The sequence below is a fragment of the uncultured Methanobrevibacter sp. genome, from assembly GCF_902788255.1.
In the GTDB taxonomy this organism is placed as follows: Archaea; Methanobacteriota; Methanobacteria; order Methanobacteriales; family Methanobacteriaceae; genus Methanocatella.
This window is the reverse complement of record NZ_CADAJR010000024.1, coordinates 42,346-62,647: the sequence shown is the minus strand read 5'-3', so window position 1 is coordinate 62,647 and position 20,302 is coordinate 42,346. Positions and strand designations below refer to the sequence as shown.

Annotated in this window: 11 protein-coding genes and 1 rRNA gene; 2 read left to right on the top strand and 10 right to left on the bottom strand. The window is 32.2% G+C overall.

The window, feature by feature from the left end:
- The 4 genes from QZV03_RS07720 to QZV03_RS07705 form a co-directional block, all read right to left on the bottom strand.
- A 16S ribosomal RNA gene (locus tag QZV03_RS07720) occupies positions 1–95 on the bottom strand; the annotation flags it as partial.
- Positions 96–628: 533 nt separating this feature from the next.
- Positions 629–1,666 (bottom strand): TIGR01177 family methyltransferase, encoded by a 1,038-nt coding sequence (locus QZV03_RS07715; protein ID WP_296875557.1) that lies wholly within the window; start codon positions 1,664–1,666, stop codon positions 629–631.
- A gap of 84 nt (positions 1,667–1,750) precedes the next feature.
- Positions 1,751–2,743, bottom strand: a complete 993-nt coding sequence (locus QZV03_RS07710) for a PH domain-containing protein (RefSeq protein ID WP_296875555.1) — start codon at positions 2,741–2,743, stop codon at positions 1,751–1,753.
- 133 nt (positions 2,744–2,876) lie between these two features.
- Entirely contained in the window at positions 2,877–4,070 is a 1,194-nt protein-coding gene (locus QZV03_RS07705) for a proteasome-activating nucleotidase (protein ID WP_394350683.1), read from the bottom strand.
- A gap of 224 nt (positions 4,071–4,294) precedes the next feature.
- Here QZV03_RS07705 and QZV03_RS07700 point away from each other — a divergent pair, with 224 nt between their 5' ends.
- The gene (locus QZV03_RS07700; RefSeq protein WP_296875536.1) at positions 4,295–4,750 is read left to right on the top strand and encodes a multiprotein bridging factor aMBF1; all 456 of its coding nucleotides are present in this window, start codon (positions 4,295–4,297) and stop codon (positions 4,748–4,750) included.
- Positions 4,751–5,540: 790 nt separating this feature from the next.
- Here the strand turns inward: QZV03_RS07700 and QZV03_RS07695 are convergent.
- From QZV03_RS07695 to QZV03_RS07685, 3 genes are read right to left on the bottom strand one after another with little or no spacing between them, the layout of a single operon-like run.
- A complete protein-coding gene (locus QZV03_RS07695; RefSeq protein ID WP_296875535.1) occupies positions 5,541–6,221 on the bottom strand; it encodes a cysteine peptidase family C39 domain-containing protein in 681 nt (226 codons plus the stop codon).
- A 9-nt stretch (positions 6,222–6,230) separates the two neighbouring features.
- Positions 6,231–9,398 (bottom strand): hypothetical protein, encoded by a 3,168-nt coding sequence (locus QZV03_RS07690; protein WP_296875533.1) that lies wholly within the window; start codon positions 9,396–9,398, stop codon positions 6,231–6,233.
- Between the two features lie 5 nt (positions 9,399–9,403).
- Positions 9,404–12,766, bottom strand: a complete 3,363-nt coding sequence (locus QZV03_RS07685) for a hypothetical protein (RefSeq protein ID WP_296875531.1) — start codon at positions 12,764–12,766, stop codon at positions 9,404–9,406.
- A 130-nt stretch (positions 12,767–12,896) separates the two neighbouring features.
- On the opposite strand from QZV03_RS07685, the gene QZV03_RS07680 reads away from it, so the two are divergent.
- Positions 12,897–13,406, top strand: a complete 510-nt coding sequence (locus QZV03_RS07680; RefSeq protein WP_296875530.1) for a hypothetical protein — start codon at positions 12,897–12,899, stop codon at positions 13,404–13,406.
- Here the strand turns inward: QZV03_RS07680 and QZV03_RS07675 are convergent.
- From QZV03_RS07675 to QZV03_RS07665, 3 genes are read right to left on the bottom strand one after another with little or no spacing between them, the layout of a single operon-like run.
- Positions 13,401–14,411 (bottom strand): hypothetical protein, encoded by a 1,011-nt coding sequence (locus tag QZV03_RS07675; protein ID WP_296875528.1) that lies wholly within the window; start codon positions 14,409–14,411, stop codon positions 13,401–13,403. The two genes, QZV03_RS07680 and QZV03_RS07675, sit on opposite strands and share 6 nt — an antisense overlap.
- A gap of 16 nt (positions 14,412–14,427) precedes the next feature.
- Entirely contained in the window at positions 14,428–15,762 is a 1,335-nt protein-coding gene (locus QZV03_RS07670) for an Ig-like domain-containing protein (protein ID WP_296875526.1), read from the bottom strand.
- On the bottom strand, positions 15,763–20,220 hold the full coding sequence (locus QZV03_RS07665) for a hypothetical protein (RefSeq protein ID WP_296875525.1): 4,458 nt from the start codon (positions 20,218–20,220) through the stop codon (positions 15,763–15,765).
- Positions 20,221–20,302: the final 82 nt, after the last annotated feature.

Here is a 20,302-nt window from a genome sequence, read left to right as displayed (position 1 = left end):
GTTACTGAGCCGTACGCCACGAGCCTAAACTCGTTCGACTTGCATGGCTTAATCGAATCCCAATAGCAGTAACATCTGCCAGGATCAAACAGAATTGAACACATAACAGACATAATAAGTATAAAGTATTATGAAGTACGCTAAAATATAGACGAGTATTACACTAAACTAGTTTGTAACTAATTCACCACATACTACAAAACCAACATCATACTTGAGAAAATTCAAGTACTCACAAAATGTATAGCTACATGTGGAAAGCAACCATCATAGTAAAAATTGTTCCATACAATGTTACTTAGGTCATCGCCATAAAACACATAGCACATTTAATAGACAGACAAATTTCATTAACAAATTCAATTAAAAAATATTGCAAAAATATATCAATATTTACATAACAATATAAAATAACTTTTAATGTAAAAATAACAAATGAAAATCAATATTATAATCAATATCAAATTTTTAAAAAATATACAAAAAATAATTTTAAAAATCTTAAAAAATCAAAATAAAAAATGAAAAATCAATGAAATAATAAAATAAAGAAGAGTATGGAGTTTTACATACTCAAAAGTGTTGGTAAAAATAAGTAGTATATAAATGTATTGGCAATATTTATATATTAATCCAATTTTTTACGGATTACAGAAATAATTCTTGTTAAACTTCTATGCATTTTAATGCCATATTGTTCAACTATTTCAAATCCTACTTCATCAACCATAGGTTTTAAATCAACATAATGAGGAGAAGCCATACAAAGGTAAGCGTCATCCTTCATATTGTCATAGATTGCATGGAAAAATTCATTGAATATCTCCTCACCATCAACATCACCAGTTGATGTGGAGATTCCATAAGGGGGATCTGTAACCACACTTGCAACCTTTTCATACATCTTAAGTTCACGAACGTCCAAATGGAAAGTTCTGTAGTCTGTTATTCCATAATAATCCAAGTTAATGGCAGTACCATTCTGCATTTTCCAATAAATATCTGATCCAACCAGTTTACATCCTATTAATCCGGCTTCAATCAGTATTCCTCCTGTACCGCAAAACGGATCAAGCAACAGCTCCCCTTCCCTAATCCTGGAAAGGTTTACCATGCATCTTGCAAGTTTTGGATTCATAGATCCAGGATAGAAAAATGGTCTTTTATGAGGTTTACTGTCTTCAAAATGTTTTTTGTCCAATTTAATCCTTTCAATACCCACAAATAAATCATTATCATGTGCAACTACCCTAACCAATGTTTTCGGTTTTGATAGATTGACTTTAATATTCTGTGAATTATCAAGAATCAATGTACCCAATTTTCTTTCATATCCTACAGTGTCAATTTCGGAACGAATTCTTTTAACACGTACGGCAAAACTTTCATCAATATATGCTGACCAGTCAACAGTCAGAACATCCTTTTCAAGATTATCCACATCGGTTTTCAAAATCAGTTCATGAACCTCGTGAGTGTAACCCAGTCTTCTGGTTAAAATCTCATAGTATGGATTAAAATTTTCCTGAGAAATATCTTTTAAAATGACTAAACCCTCGGTTACCCAATCAACTTGAGTGTCCATTTCTTCACATTCAATAACTGCATTCAGTTCCGCCAATGGCAGTTCAGGATGTTCCTGTGATTGTATACATAATAATTCCATGAAATTCACCTAAATCCGAATATATTTGTTGCTTTATTAAAAAGAAAATTTGGAATAACCTTAAATATTAACACATTTTGAAACCTATTTCTTGAATTTGTCAAAATGCCTTTGAATTACATCCTCGGACAAACCCATATCTTCCTGTGAATTTTGGGGATGCTTTTCAACAACTTCCTCATAATAATCTTGAGGTTCATTATTTTGATAATAATCTTCACTTCTATAAGAATAATCATCGGTCCTTTGATTATAATGGTTTTCCCTTGGAGGGTTGTTTCTAGGATTGTCAAAACCTGAGTAAGGTTCATATTCATAAGTGTGGCGAGGGTTATTTTTGACACTGACCCTATCTTCAGGGTAATAATCATATTCCGCCCTTTGAGGAGAGTTTCTTTCATGAGTTATAGGAGTGATAGGCTCATATTCATCATAATAGTCATTTCTACCCAAATAATCATCATGATTGACATATTCATCCTCCAAACCGTAATTATCTTCATACATTCTTTCCTGATAATGAGGCATTGATTGAGGAGGAGCCTGGAAATTTCTTGGTCCAGTCATTCTGGAAAATATTATCTCTTCAACTTCGGAAGGATTTGAAATATCTTTTAACTCCATCTGATTGTTATCATAGGCACTGAAAACAGAAACTGATCCGACATTGAATAGTCTGGCAAAAATACTTTGAGAGGTATTTATATCCTGAATTGTTGCATAAGGCATGTAATTCTTTTTGGTGGATATGACACCAGACTTGATTATGATTTTAGTATCGGTCAGAATGTATTCCTTGGAGTACCATCCAATCAGCTGCCAAATAATATAAACCACATTAATAAGAATGACAACAAAAAATGCAATAGCGACATAGCGGGTCAGTGGAAGATTGATATGAGAAATCAGATAAACCTGCAGATTACCCATGAACCTGATGATAATAGGTGAGACTGATAAAATAACTATCAATAAAACTATTCCAAAAATTGCTTTTTTGCAACCTAAAAGCATGTTAGGTTTAGTTTTATAAATGACCCTGTCATTTGCCCCTGTTTCATCATTATTAAATAACATAATTATTCTATTAGAATTTTATTTTAAATAAAGTTTTACAAAAAAAGTATAAAAAAATAAGCCTCAGCTCGCCCATCATTCATCACATATCAGAGCTCATAGGGTTCATCATTGGCTTATTAATAAATTAGATTTATCCAAACATCATACCTGCTTCTGATTTGAATATTTCATCTTCTTTGTTTTTCTCCATGACCTTTTCAATAGCGTCCATGAAGTCATCTACTGAAATTTTGTCACGTTTTTCACGAATTGCAAACATACCTGCTTCGGTACATACTGCTTTCAAATCAGCACCAGACAATCCATCTGTCAAGTTAGCTAATAAATCGACATCAGCTTCTTCATCAAATGACATGTTTTTAGTGTGGATTTTGAGAATTTCACGTCTTCCATCTTCATTTGGAAGTGGAACTTCAATAAATCTGTCAAAACGTCCAGGACGTAATAATGCAGGGTCCAAGATATCCGGCCTGTTGGTAGCACCAATAATTCCGATATCTCCCCTGGATTCAAATCCGTCAAGTTCTGCAAGCAATTGCATAAGAGTTCTTTGAACTTCTCTGTCACCACTTGTGGAACTTTTGAGCCTTTTGGCAGCAACCGCATCCAATTCGTCAATGAATATGATTGCAGGTGCTTTTTCTTTTGCAAGTTCAAATACTTCACGAACTAATCTTGCACCTTCACCAATGTATTTTTTAACGAATTCAGATGCTACAACTTTAATGAATGTAGCATTGGTTTCATTTGCCACCGCTTTTGCAAGCAAGGTCTTACCGGTTCCAGGAGGTCCATATAATAATATTCCTTTTGGTGGTTCAATACCTACCTTTTCAAATAATTCCGGTTCTGTTAAAGGAAGCTCAACAGTTTCTTTAACTTCCCTAATTTGTTCTTCCAATCCACCAATTTTTTCATAAGTGATATCTGGTTTTTCTTCAATTTCCATTCCGGAAACGTTTGCATCTTTTTCAGACGGCAATACTTCAACAATACCGAATGTCTGTTGATTAAGAGCTACTCTTGAACCAGGAACTAATAATTTTTCATCTAAGAATTTTGAATAATTAACAAGGAAACTAGGTCCTGTGCTACTTTTCACTGTCATTCTGTGATCATCTAATACTTCTGTAATAGTAGCAAGCACTAAAGGAGGTGATCTAAATCTATCTACTTCAGATCTTAGAGACTTTACTTCTCTTTCAAGTCTAATCTTTTCATTTTCTATTAAGACTTTATCCTTTTCTAACTTCCTAACTTTCCACATCAAGTTACTTTTAGCTTTGGATTTTTCTTCCCTTAAGGAATCAATTTCTTCTTGCATAAAGTCGATTTTTTCAACTAATTGTTCCTTTGAAGAATTTTCCAAATCATTAAAATCATCCATGTGAATCATCTCCAGTTAGTTTAAAATTTCAACAACATGTTACTTTAATAACAATTAGTAACTTTAAAGTATTTAAAGGTATTCATTTTAACATGTACTAACAATCATTAAATAACATTAATAATAAATATTTAATCAAAAAATAAGAGGAACTGATTAAGATGGAATGTGAAATTTGCGGCAAACCTGTGCCTGAAAACAATCCTATAAAAGCAAAAATCGAAGGATCAGTTATGGTTGTGTGTAAAGAGTGCTCAAAACTTGGTAAAATACAAAAAGCACCACCAAAACCAAAATATGTTAAACAAAACAAGACAAAAAGACCAACTACAACTAGAAATAAACCATATTCTAGAAATGATGAACCTTCAGAGGAGCTTATTGAAGACTTCAATGTTGAAGTGAGAAAAGCCAGAGAAGCTAAAAACTGGTCTCGAGAAGTTCTAGGTAAAAAAATCAATGAAAGGGTTTCAGTTATAAACAGAATTGAAGCCGGAAAAATGACTCCAGATACCAAGCTTACAAGAAAATTGGAAAATACCCTTGGCATTACATTGCTTGAAAAAGTAGATAAAATTGATTTGAATCAATTCATGAGCTATTTTACATACACTTAACAATATTGTAAGGACTATAAAAATACTCTCTACAATATAATAATATAAACCCATCACCTTAAAAAAATATTCTATAAAAGATATATTTATAAACAAGTAGAATATATTATTAATTAGCAAGAAGATTCACACCATTTTATATGATGTCAACTGATTGCACTCAAACTCTATGTTTTATAAAGGAGGGTATTAATGCTAGTACGAATTGTATGTAACCATTTTTTACATACAATAGCATTAATGTTATTGCATTAAACTACTTATTTTTTATGACAATTACATTTAATGAATTTTTATATACTTGTTTTATCAAAGATATTATTTAATTAAAAATAGAACCCTCTTTTATAAACTTAGGAGTTAAATTATTTGGCGAACAAATATTTTCACTACGGCTCCGCTAAGGAGGATAGACTATGCAGATTCTAGCATTATTGGTGCATATTTCCGCAGCAATCACTGCTGAACTCATAATCTATATGTTCTTATGAACATAATGTAGAACCTTATTTTAAGGTCTTAAGTTTGTCGAATAAAAATCATTGAGTATAATGATTGGAATAAAGGTTATTTTTCTACAGGGATTCGTACCCCATAATTAGGTTCTTTTTTTCTCTTTATTCCCAATAAATCATTTAATAAAAGGAAAAAAAATATATTCCTTCCATTTTATTAAACGAATCATAGATTTTAACAAAATATTAACTTGGATAATAAACATTTTTACATCCTTATTTCATATTCTCTATTACTCTAAAGATGGAATGTTAAAACCTACATCAACCACATTTTATAATGGACTTACACTATAATAATGTATAGACCTACCATTGGTTGCTTTATTGATTTGACTAAAAGCACATTTTTTAATACCTTTAGTTGGATCAGCCACCAAATAATAATCTCCACTAACCGCATAGATTAAAATGTAATGACCATAATTATTCAAAAATCCAAGACACTTAGGTTTAGTTCCCCCTCCAGTTTCAATATGTGCAACTACAGGTTTTCCAAGTTTCAAACTATTTTTAACAGCACTACTATTTCTACCAATTTTTGTTACTTTATATCCTAATTTTTTAGCACCTGCAACAAGTTCGTCAGGACTAGTACCATTTGAATCAGTATTACATGCTTTTTTAAATGCTGATTCACTAGTGTTACCATACAACATTTGAGCCGCCATACTAAGACTTGTTGGCCCACAGGTTACACTTGAATCTTGATAATCCATAACTAAAGGATTGTTAGCAGTACTGTTTTTAGTCACATAATTGGGAACTCTTCCATGTTTAAGAATAAACACATTACGGGATTCAAATAGTCCTGCATATTCTTTTTTAGATAAATTATGTGTTTTACTGTTACTGTCTTTCATGGATATTTTATCAGGTAAACCTTTGCCTTCACGTATACTTTTTTGTATTGTTTTAGATGCCTTAACGATGACATCATTCATAAATCTAGTCATAAAAATCATCTAATATTTTCTTGAGAAAGGAAGATATGGGTATCTTTTAATTTCAGCTTTTTTAACTGCTCCATACCCTGTTTTATAATGACCCCATGGATGTTTTTTCATAGGGTCGACCCATTTTCCATTTATTTTACAGAATACATGTCTTAATGTTCCTTTCTTTTTAGTTTTTTTATGGACATGAACATAATAACATGCGATACCTTCACTCATTACTCCAACGGCATCTAGCATGTGCATGAGTAGGTCCGTTTTGCAACAGTCATTACCTTTATGTCGTTTTAGTGTTTTTGCAGGTGATTGATAGAATCCTTTTCTATCTTCTGTTTTAATATTCTCCACAATCCATTTTGCGATTCGTTTAGCTGCTTTAACACCAGTTCTATTTTTAACTATTTTTTTAGCTGTTTTTTTAACTTCATTATCAACTTGGCCAGATTGAGTTTTAGAAGGATTGGATCTGTTTATTGTTCCTCCTTTGTTTCCACTGACTTTTTTAGGTTTTACTGTAACTGTCCATTTATCATATAAGTATTTTCCTTTTTTCAGGGTTTTTGCTTCTGTTTTTGAAGATTTGGCTGGAGCATCGATTCTTGTTAAATCATGTTTTCCTCCTTCCCCGAATATAGTATAACTTGCCCCACATTTATCACAAATTATTCGACCGGTACTACTTCCACTTTCAGTTTTTCCTCTGAATTTTGAACCCCAGTCCCATCCCCAATGTAGTTTAGTGGATCCACAATGACATTTACGAATGAGCTTCACTTTCCAAAATTTTTTAGTACCATATTTTTTCTTTTCATTTTTAGTGGATGCTTTACCAATAGCAAGTATGGCCTTTTCATCTGGAGATACTCCATATTTACTGTAATAACTTTTTTTAGTTTTTGTTTTATTTTTACTCTTTTTAGAAGCAGAGGAGGAACCTGCACTTGTATTATTTTTAACTATGTCTCCATATATGTTAATGTCAAATGTTGCATTTGATGGAGCTAATTCTGCATCTCCTCCAAAGTTAACTTGCATTTGATAGTTTCCAGGTTCGGAAGAAAGGGTTAAAGAGGCATGTCCATTATTATCTGTTTCTAGATTATATGATTTTACGATAGAGGATGTTCCATTTTCATCTTGTTTAAATAATGTAAATGTAATCAGTTTATTAATTGTATCTGATTGATTTTCCATATTTATTAGATTAACCCCCCAAACTACATTTTTCGGATAATTAAAACTAATGTTCTCTCCATCAATCATGGTTCTTGCAGGGGATGCTTTGATAGTGTTACTGTAATTGGATAATTCAACTTTATTCTCTCCTATGTCGTATGCATTTTTCACGGTTTTGTTAACTGTTGCAATGACTAACTCATCGCAGCGAGGTAATTTAACATATACTTTATCGAAGATATCATAACTATTACTTTTATCTTTATTGAAATTTTTAACATCAACTTCAATATTTAATTCAGGAAACCTTTTATCTTTAAGTTTCATGCACACATCATTGAATATAGCATATACATCTTCATCAGATGTTTCAACAGTACATAATTTTGGAGTTGCAGTTTCCATCATATCCAAACCCAGATCTGGCCTCCCCGCTATTTGATCATATTCCACACCAGTATCCTCATCATCAGTAACATATATTTCATCCTTAATTTTTGAGAAAGGTGCTTTCCAATAAGCAGTACCTATTAAATATTCAAATGTGGGTTCATTAGAATCTGTAGAATCATTAGGTTTTAAAGGTCGGGTAAAATAATTATTTTCTAAGTTGGAAGCACCTAATGCGTTTTTTTGTGCAGTTGTTAATGATTGTCTTTGAACAATCATTGGAACAATTTGGCCTTTTTCAATACTTAAATCAATCCATTTATTGATAATTTTTCCAATGTCTGATTTGTTTAATGAATTAGTTCCAGATTCATCTGATAATGAAATTATAGGAGCCACTGCTTTATAAGTGTCGGATTCATCTGTTTCAAAAGTAATATTTTCTACATTAAATCCTAAATCTAACACATCTCCAACAGTTTTATTTAAAATAGGATTAATGGTTTGCTCATGCTCAATAATATTATCAACAGGATTGTACAATTGTATTGTAACTTCATGACCTAAAGTTATGTTATAATCTTGAGCGAGTTTATTATCAGTTTCGCTCATGTGTGTTGTGGCATTAGGATTACTTGCAAGATTTTCATCATATGAATAACCAATAACATGAACATTCAAAGTACCATTTTTGTTTTCATCTTCTGAATAATTTAAATCAAATGTATATTCTTCACTTCTACCAAATAACCCGATTTCTGAAGCAGATAATGATTCTAAAATTTCCTCATCTTCAATTATATTCAATTTAAAATTAGTGACATCCACTAATTTAAGGTCATCATTTTCAAATGAAACTGCATCCCCCTCATCTAACGATTCATCATGTATTGTTTGTGCAGGTTCATCAAAATCTTCATGTAAACTTTGTATCTGATTAGTATCGGAAGCATCATATTCCTGAGGAACATGATATTCAAAACTTAAATTCCAAGAATCTTTTTTTGATGAAGGATTAAGAAAATCAAGATACCTATGAATTACATTTGAATTTTTGTCTTTTTCATATCTTGTAACAAAAACATTACTTGTTTCCTCTTCAATATAACGAAGTAATTCCATTAAAGTCATTGTTCCTACAGGAGCAATTTTTTGAAGATATTCATTTAAACAATTTTGAATAACTCCAATATTGAAATAATTACCAAACCAGGATTCCAATGCTTGCCTATTAACTGTAACAGCACCTTTATTATCAATATCAAATCCGTTATCCGAAGTAATGATAGTATGAGTGAATAAAGGTGCGAAATTTAATTCAGTTAAAACATCCTCCGCTTCAAATTCAACACTGTTTTCACTGAAAAAATCTTCTTTTAAAGATTCTGGAATAACATATAAACAGTCTTTAAGTGAGTCATCACCATTAACCCAAATTTTATTACCTACTTTAAATAATTGTTTAGCTGTTTCATGATTATCAATTTTATAATTCACTGAAATAGTGCTTAACTGGTATTGTTCCATTGTTTCATCTAACTGAATCAAATCAGGGTCTAAAAATTTGATGAACTTTTCATTATTATCCAATAACACTACTTTTAAAACCATTTATCTCATCCCCTTTGAGTGTAGGTAATAATACACCGACTGCATGTTCCATGAGTGTCAAAATAAAATTCTCCTATTGGTAAGATAAACCAATCAGCGTTATAATCTACATCTCCAGAAATATCTTTATAGATAATTTTACCATCAGAATCATATTGTTTTAATGTAGCTTCTCTATTAACACAATCAATTATAATTACATCATCTTCTTTGTAATTATCATATTTTAAGCTGAATCTTTGATTAGTGATTGTTTCGGTTAATTCAATGAACTCTGATGTGGGGGACACTTCTATTATTGGATTTACTCCTGTAATACTATTATTATATCCGGTAATGCTAGTGACCGTATCATTATTTGCCCATGAGGTACCATCAGGAATAGTTAATTTAACTTTCGTATCATAATTAACACTATCCACATCCGTATCAAAAACATCCTCTAAAATATAATCCCAATGCTCTCCAGGTCTATTATTAAATTCAATACTATTAGGGATAGGTTCATCCATATTATCCCTGCGATTAACAAATAATTTAGCAATTTCTTTAATAAGTTCAGTAGTTTCAAATATTGTACATCCTTCCACAGAAAATTCTAAAGTAATTTCTTTTTTATCAATATTCATTCTATAAGCCTTATTAAAATCAGAACCTTCAATCTCATGAAATTTAACAATTGAATTTAATCCGTCAGGAACATCAACATTCTGTATGAACATACCATAATGTCTAGAATCTTCTCCATTAATTTTAGCTATAATTAAATCATCTTGAAATGTAATATAATAAAATGCAAAGGATAAATTTTTAAATATTAAAGTTGAAACCCCATCATCAATGAAATACGGATTATCAACTTGTATTTCCAATTCCCATTCACCTAGTTCAACCATATCACTTATATTAAATCCCCATAATTCAAAACTTCCTCCAAGAATAATTTGATTAGGAATATTATCTTCATTTTCAGTATTCATACCCGAAATAACAAAACTACGAGTACCAGGTTTGCCTTTTGGAGATTTTAATTTAGCAGTTAAAATAAGATCATCAGAATAATCAACATCCATTGAAATAATCAACCCCCTAATTGCAAGGTGATCCCCAGTTTCAAAATCCTCACCCACATCTAAATTATATACCGTGAAAGGATTGGATATGCTTGAAGACGGCAATTCTAAAGTTACAAGTTCATCATCTTCAAGAATTGCAGCAATTGGCGTAGGCAAATATATTTGGGGATTATACGCCATGGAATCATCTTGTTCATATAAAATAGGTTGGGTAAATGAAAATAGATTTCCTAAAGGGTCACCTTCAATATAATCTCCAACAAAAAGTATGTATAATGGATATTTGGAATTATACATAAAATCAACAGTTTTCTCTTCAAAAGTATTAGGAGATGATAATTCAGAACTCCAATATTCTGCATGATTAAAAATATCCTCTAAAGTTAAATTATCATAATCATTCTCATCAATAATAACTTCTTTCATCTCTTCAAAATTATCTTTATTTAATTCAATATGATATAATTGGCTCCAAATAATCTGATCATTTTCTTCTAATTTCACAGTCATATCAAAGGAATCTTGATTACAACATAAATTTAACTCTGAAACCTGTATTTCATTATCAATATCTTTCCCCAACACTTCAGCTTCAACCTCTTCAGAGGTATCATCACTATTTTCTATTAGATATAATGTTTCAGATGGATTTATAGATAATGAATACCCTTCATTTAAATCATATGGTGGATTTATAATTATTTCTATTTTATCATCCGTACTAGTATAATCTAATCTAGAAATAGTGTTTTCTTCAATCATATTGTTGAATACTCCTATTCTGAAATTTTTATACCAATCTGGAACATACTCATTTTCTGTAGTAACTTGTAACATAGATTTAACAAAATACTGAATTTCATCCCCTAACCTATTTAATTCCTCATCCCCTTCAATTTTGAAAAGTGTAATCATTGGAACAGATAAATCTGATTGCTTTGGAATAACAGAAATCTTATTTACAGAGTAAGCTACAGGGTCTCCCTCATCATTTGGTCCATTTATACATATAACATATCTTCCAACAGAATTAGGTATAACTTTTAGTATCAGACTATTCCCGTCAAATAACTTTGGAGAAATGTTTAACTCCTTAGGATAACTCGGAGAATCTGAAAACATATATTCATCTACAATCCAATTAGAATCAAGTCCCTTGTCAATTAAATGAGTTTCATTAATGTAAAAATCAAACAATTCATCAAGTCCATCAATCTCCTCATTAGTTACAGGATCCCTTAAACTAAAGCTAAATACTTGTGCATCATTATAATTTAAAATATCCTTAACAGTGATAGTAAGATAAAATGCTTCTTCCTGTGTAACTTTTAAATTATTAGTGATTAATTTTATCCCATTTGTAATATCTGTATCTCCAGCAGGACTTTCATCATCTTGTGAGGTATTTTCAGGAGTTTTCGGAGGATTTACTGTAAAACTACATTTAGCAGAATAAGTTACCCCATTCAACGAAAAGCTCATTTTGATTGTTTTCACTCCTGAGGTTGAACAATAAACACTGAATCCTCCATGATCACTTCTTTTGCTTGAAGAAATCTGAGGGTTCCATTGAATTTTATTATTTGATATGGAGATTATTCCTTCAACAGTTTTTTCAAATGTTACATTTGGAGCTTCCTCTAAAGAAATATTAATTATTGGTTTATAATTAGTTCCATTGATATTGCTTATTGTTGGAACAATATTACATCTTTCACCTACTTCCAAAGAATTTTTACTTGGAGTTAAACTTATTTGAAACTTCGGAGCAACATAATTGATTTTAATTCTAATATATTTCAATTCAATATATCCTGAAGCATCGTTTTTATTTTTAGGATAACTAATATGAACTCCGAAATTTGAAGATTCAACTTGGGATTTAGTTGGTTTAAAATTAAATGTGACGGATCTATTTTTCATAGAAGTGGTTGGAGCAATCCCTGTTGTGGAAGGATTTTTTCCACTTCCAAAACCTCGAAGAGCAATAGTTGGAGCAAGGACATTAGGGGCTTTTTTCTGGTTAGATCCTTTTACTTTACGATGAGCATATTCAACAATCACATTAGTTATTTCTGCCCCCGTAGGTAAAGATATTCCAAATTGTCTTAATGTTAATGCAGCGGGCCTATTTTTAGTTGCAGTATCTTTACCTACATTTAATTTTGCAATACTATCATATTTTTTTAAATTATTCAATCCAGATACAGAACCATATTCAAAATTTCCAGAATATTTTCCAGTAGTGTATTCAATTGTCCCTTTAGTATAATATTCCTTTGTAACAGTCAAAAATAACAGCTCCTATAATAAAAATTCCTATTCAAAATACACTGTAACGAATTAATTTTTCGCTGTATATTTCTACGGAAAAGGTACGGGAGATTTATATATAAAATGTTTTAGTAGTAATCCAATAATTGTGACAGAAAACTACATTATAGAAGATTGTAAAAAAGCATTTAAACTTGATGGTACTGAACCGACTGGTAATTTCAGTAGAGGTTCAATTACTTGTTCTGGTGGTATTTTAAGCGGTAAAAGTGGATATGTAAAAGGATTTGATAACACAAATGAATGGATTTTAAGTTTTGATGTGTATCACATTAATTATACCATTGTGCCAATTGTTGCAACCACCACAACCCATTATAATGGTAATTATGTTCAGATACTAGGATCATATGTTAGAGTAATTACGAATGGAAATTTTACTGATTATCCATTTGATAGTGGAGCGACAAAAAAATATAATGAGTGGCAAAATATTAAAATTATAAAAGAAAACGGACAATACACTCTTTATTTTGATGATGTATTCGCAGCAACATTTACAACACCCTGGAATCCCACCCAATTAGGAGTAGGTTTTGATGCTTGGAATGGGTCAAATTCAGGTCAAATAAAGAATATTAAAGTTAAACCATTATAATGGTTTGAGCATTATGTTTTTCAAGTGTTGTACTCTTCCTTGATTGGTGTAGAAACCTATATCGTAGCCAGTAAAGTCAATATTATTTGATGTTAGTAAAGTATTATCGTAATAAACACTTACTGTTCCATTTTGGCGAATAATCTTTAAGATGTGTCCTTTTGTCCAACTATAATTGTTGTTTACTGAACTTCCACTAATTCTAACTGCACCATTAGTTCCTGCACCATTAGTTCCTGCACCATATCCGTAATATTGACCATTGTGGATTTGCCAAGCAATATAATTGATATTACCATTCTCTGCGATTTCGGTAGTAAATTCAAACTCTGATGGAAGGTTTACTGGCAATTTAACATACTTTTCTCCACTTGTATTGGTTGTAATAGTAATATAATCTCCATTACTGGTACAACTGACACCTGAACCAACTTCAAGACTTCCAACACTTGACCCATCAGTACCCCACAAGCAATCATGAACATCGTATCTTTTGGATACAAACATGCAACTTGCTTTAATATAAATATCTCCTGCACCCTTTCCGTAGTAAGATACAGTAGCAATTCCAGAACTATCAGTAGTAGCGGTTAAAGTTTCAACAAGAGAATCATCAGATTTTTTTCTTATTTCAAACGTTATATTCTCCCCCGATATGTTAACATTAGAGTTATTTTTTGTTAATTGAGCTGTAATAGTTGCACATTCAGGATTGTTCCCTCCATTATAACTAATGATTTGTTTATCTGAACTTAATACAATTCCATCAATGAGTTTCCATATTGCTTTATCATTACCTACTTTTGCTATAATGTCATTTGATGAGCCAAGAAGTATTGTTCCTTCATAATAACCCTCACTATCAGTATATAATGTTTCTTCCATTCCTTCTTCTTGAGATATTTTGACCGGAATCTTTTCTCGGTAAATTCCATCGATTGGGGTTACTCTTCCTGATACAGTAACATAATTTGGGGTAATTGGGGTGTCTTCACTATTTGCCATATTTATTCCTCCTTTTTTAATTTTTAGTTACATTGTCAATTGTGACTGTTGCTCCACAGTAAACTGTTTTTGTTACTTCAGTATATTCATATTTTGGGACGTCAAGTACTATTTTAATAGTATTAGTTCCTTTAGGTAATCCTTCATAATCATAAATCCCTTGACTATTAATGGTGGCTTTAAATTCATTATTAACATATAATTTTAAATTCTCATTTTGAGGTTGTTGATCTTTTAATAGTGTTGATTCAATCGCCAAAGACCCTCCATAAGGTATCCATTCTGGAGTATTGATTGTTAACGATGCATCGTATGCATTTACAACAATTTCTTTATTGGTGTATATGTTATATGAGAAACCACAGAGGTATAGTTTTAAGGACTTGGTTCCTTTGGATTGTGGAGTATATGTTATATATGATTTGTGATTCTTTTCTTCGATAGAATATTCATTGGAGTTTGCTCCATCGATACATACTGTCCCATCTACAATATTGTTGAAATGGTCATAAAATGTTACTTGCAGATATATTGGTTCGCCAACATAAGATTCAGTTTTGTCAATTTCACATGATACAGATTGAGCATTATGATTCCAGTAAGTGCCTGTTATGATATTAGAATTTACATCAGTACATGTAGCCCGTATATTAATTGAACGGTATCCTAATGCAGAAACAATACCTGTTTCTGCATGTGTGAATGTACATTCTCCATTATTATCTGTTTGTTTTGTGCTTAAAATCTCACCAGTGCTACTATTAAAGAATATAACCGTCTTTTCAGGCAAAGGTGTACCATCATCATCTTTCACATTTGCAGTCCAAGTAATATTTTCACCGAGGTAAGTTTCAGATTTATTGCTTGTTAATGTAATAGATCCGATACTTTTTAAGACATTTACCTTAAAGATTTGACTTACTATACCTTTGAAGTCCAAATAAAATTCATGTATTCCTGGAGATAATCTTCCAATATTATATTTTTGTCTCCAATATCCTTGAGAATCAACATAGCGACTTACTAATCGTTGACCATCAAGAGTTAATCCTAATAATTGATTTGTTAATCGTTCATCACTAGTAACAACATTACTGTTTGAGTACCTTACACTTGCTTCTACATTTATTTGAGTGTTTGAGTAAAATTCAGTGATATTATTGTTTGAATTATCAGTAAACCCTAACTCAAAAAATAATGGAGTTAATTTAAAGACATTAACATTAACTGTTGATTCTTCTACTGATTCTATTTCGCAATTTAATTCTTTATAATTTTCTATAGTTTTAGGTTCGAGGACATTTCCCTGTCCTCTAACCTTTGTTGGTTTTATGGTTATTTTTTCAACCATTTAGATTCCTCTTGCACGTTTATTTTTTCTTTCTATTTTTAATTTTTCTTTCAAATCCAAGTTCTGGAAGTTGCGGTCTTTAACTAATAATTTGATTAGTTTGATTAACCAATTATCATCTTCTGGTGCTTCATTGATTAATCTTGCCACTTCTTCTGCTGAGATTGAATCAGGTAAATCGATGAATCTGTGTATATGTTCAACTGTTACTTTTCCATTGATTTCCACATCATCATTATCGTTTACAGTTGTTGGTTCAGATTCATTTGTTTGTTTGATTGCATCTACAAATTCACCAAAGGTTAATCCTTTTGGTGCAGGACCGGCATGACTTGCACTTGGAGTCCAGTTTCTTTGGTTCATCCATCCGGTTGTATCCATTTTACGTCCTGCCACATTTGCCCAGAAATGACCGAATTTATTCCAATGTCCATGAACTTTGTAGGCAGGTAAACCACATGCATGTGCGAATGCAATGAGGGCATCTGATGAATCACTACAGTTCATGTCCCCATGTTGGAATGCAGTCATCCAGTTACCATACTTATTTGAGTCATAGTAGAAACTGTAATGACATTGACTGAATACATCCTCTGCCATCTTTTTGAATGTAGCAAAGTCAATTTTAGGAACACTATTTTCAAAGTCTTTTACTTTGAATCCAATACTGGTTGCATATTTACCTATGATTTTAGGTCCTTTCATGCTCCAATTATTGGCAGTGGATTTGATTTTATTGACATGTGTTCCCACATTATCCAACCAACCTCCTGCACCCTTGTTTCTTGGATCTTCAAATCCAACTGGAATTTTAATGTTACCTGATTGTACAAGGTCTGATACTTTAAATAGATTATTTTTTCCAGCTGTGATATAGGAACCAATATCTATATTAGAAACTAAAGGATTTCTTCTTATTTCACCTAGACTCATGTATTGAGGTAATTGAGCATTTCTAATTGCGTTTGCTATGCTGCGGAATCCATTGTTACCTGAACGTTTTACAGTTGAAACTCTGCCACTTGGACTTGCTGGTCCTGCTCCAAATCCTCCAGGGTTTTGAAGTTTACGATAGAATGATCCTATTTTACTTCCTAATTGGTCAAAGTGTTGACTTGATCGAGTTTTGATTTTACCTGCAAAGCTTATGACATCATTACTCATTCCTTTCCAACTGTTAATCATTTTACTGTTAGCTGTCTTGGTCTTGTTAACCATATTGTTTAATTGAGTAGTTGTATTGTTTTTAGCTGAAACGAAACCCTGTTTGTTTTTAGCAACAATACTGTTCATATTTGTTTTAACACTATTGGTCATTTGACGCATTTTATTTCCAACAGTATTAGTAATATTACTCATTTGAGCAGAGTCATTAGCCTGTATATTAGCGAATGCAGTACGGTCTTGGGAGACCATATTTTGTAAGCTTAAACCAGTCATACTTGCAAGATTATCATATTGGTTAATGACATCTTGATTTGCAGTTGTTAATTGACTTGTATCTACTCCAACATTCATGTTCATATCGGGAGCATCTAAATCTTGAACTAGACTGGTGTCGGCAGCAAGTGTTGGATTTCCAAATTCATCCACTATGGTTTCACCGAATTCTTTAGCGATTTCACCGGCAGGTTTAATTTGATCTCCAATTCCACCAACCATGTCCTTGAATTCTGTGACAACTTTAGTTTGAATAATACCTGGTGAGTGAATACCCATTGCTCCAAGTAATCCATCAACAATGTTTTTACCAATATTTTTAGCCTTGTTAATGAGGTCTGAACCGGCACTCATTATTCTGGAGCCAATGTTCATGAATTCTGTGTAAACTTTTCCAGGTAATTGTTGAACACGATTGATTACACCAGACACCAGATTTGAAGCAGTACTAATTCCATTACTTACCCAACTTGCACCGGCACTAATAATTCTACTAGCAACACTTATGAGGTAGGAATATACTCTTCCCGGAAGACTTGATACCCGAGATATGATTGCATTGACAAATCCTCTAGCAGCACTTATGGCACGTGACACCAAACTTTTGGAAAATGAAGCCACTCGAGTAATTATAATTGTCAATACTGAGAAGAACATTGCTTTGATAACTTGCCATATTTGAGTAAGCATTGCACTTAATGTGATTTGACCACTTAAGAACTGACTGAATATTTGAATAATTACCTGCAAGTGATTCCAGACAGTCATGAAGACTAATATCATTGTTTGCCATGCAAACTGGAATGTGGTTAACAAGAAATTAGCAATTAATGTTAATATATTCAATACTGGTTGGATAGCAGTTAAAACACTAGGAATAATACCCGCTAATAATGATACAATAGCATTCCAAACAACACCAAATACTTCAAGTACTTTTTCCAAAGCAGGAACAATACCTGGACTACAACCTAATAATATACAGATTATTGTTCTGAGAATTGCAACAACCGCCCCTACAGGACCTGCAAGCATCAATAATGAATTACCAAATGGACCTAATACATTCATTACATTATTAAATGCATTCCATATACTAGTAGCGGTACTTACTACCCATCCGATTGCTCCTTTAAGTCCATTCCAAGCATCACCAATTCCATGGATAATACTGGAAACAATATCCCAATCACTACCGGTACTTACTCCAAAGAAATTAAGAACTTGTTGACCTGCCCATGCAAGACCATCAGCCAACCAACTTAAAGCACCACTAATTGCAGACAAGGCACCTTGAACATCAGGATGATTAATAAATGCATTCCAAAGACGCATTACTCCATCAGTTATGGCAGCCAACATTGAACCAACATCCGTCCACCAACCAAAAGCTTTGCCCACTTCATATACTGCGTAAACAATAGCTCCTATTATCGCAACAATAGCAATGAGAGGTAAATTAATAGCAGAAATGGTACTTATAATTGGAGCCAATAATGAAACAATACGCATTAAGATGCCTGGCAACCCACCAAGATATCCTATAAATAAAAGTATTGCTCCCGCTATTAACCCGATAGCAATAGCATCTTTTTGCCAATCAGGCATGTTATTCCATGCCTCTTGTATTGATTTGATGAAAGCTTTAGCTTGGATAACACAATCATAAAATGCACTAGAAATCGCAACCAAATAAGGAGTTAATGGAACTAATATTGAGGACAATAATTGCCCACCACTAACAGATATTGCAGCATACGCATCATCTAAAGTTTTTACTTGCCTTGCGGTTTCTTCAAAACCCATTGTACTTAATGTGCTATTCAATGCTTGGAGAAGATTATTTTTATCTTCATAGTTTCCATTAAAACCATTATCAATGAGTTTTTGTTCATCAATACCCAACTCCAACATCCTTTTCATTTGACCATCTAATGCATCGGACACTGCAAGAATAGCATCTTCTTGTGTTCTTCCTTCACTCACAAATGCAGATGATGCAATGGCAACAGTTCTTGACAATTCAGTCATGTCATCACTAGCTAGGCCAAATTTTACACCCATCTCTAATGCTGAAGCACCAATAGCATCCATATCTACTTTTCTGAATTCACTTTGTAAACTGCTTAAATCAGATTTAAATGAGTCTAATTTAGAACCAGACATCTGAAGTCTATTACCGAATGCATCAATTTTTGCTTGAGCATTAATATTTGCTCTTGCAGATTGTGTGAATGCATTAACTAGATCATACCCAATCATCCCTACAGTCATGCTTGCTGCACTTCTAAGGAATCCTAATCCTGCTCCAGAATTACGGGATGCAGTGGTTAATTCTTTAAGTTTCTTTTTAATTGAATCGATACTTGGAATTAAAGTGCGTAATTTATTTTTTGCACCAGTTATACTATTTTTAAATGCTCCAGATATGGAGTTTTTTGCTATTCCACTAAATTCAACAATTTTATTTTTTAGTGTATCAAATACATTTCCAGTACCGACTATGGTTCCTTTTACAGGTATAAAATCATTATTAATATTTGAAGCTACAACCACTGCTTCAGTACCTAGTTGTTGTAATTGACCTAATGCTTTTTGTTCACTGTTAGTTACTTCAGAAAATGTTTTTTGACTAGATGAACCTAATGATGATATTTTATTTTTAACCGAATCCGATACTCCTTTGATTCGTTCCATTGCTTTGGAAGCAGTACTTGAAACATTTGTGATTCGGCCTATGCTGTTGACTGCGTTTCCAACTTTTTGTTTGATTTTGTCGAATGCATTGGATCCACTTTTTCGCAGACTATCAAATTTGGTTTGTACTGTTTTCACGAATTTTTCCATTCTTGACATGGTTTGTTGTGCAGTTCGTGAAGCTTGATTTATTCCATCCATGCTTTGTTTTCCACTGGTTCCCATGTCTTTGATGGCTTTTTCTGCTTGTTTTGCTGCTTTACTTATGGTTTCTTCTGCTTCGATTATTACTTTTATGACTTGTTTGGATACCATCCTCATTTCACCTCCCATATAAATTTGTTTTATAAAAAAAGGAGATGAATAAAAAAAAGAGTTTTTTTTATTCTTTTACTTTATTCAT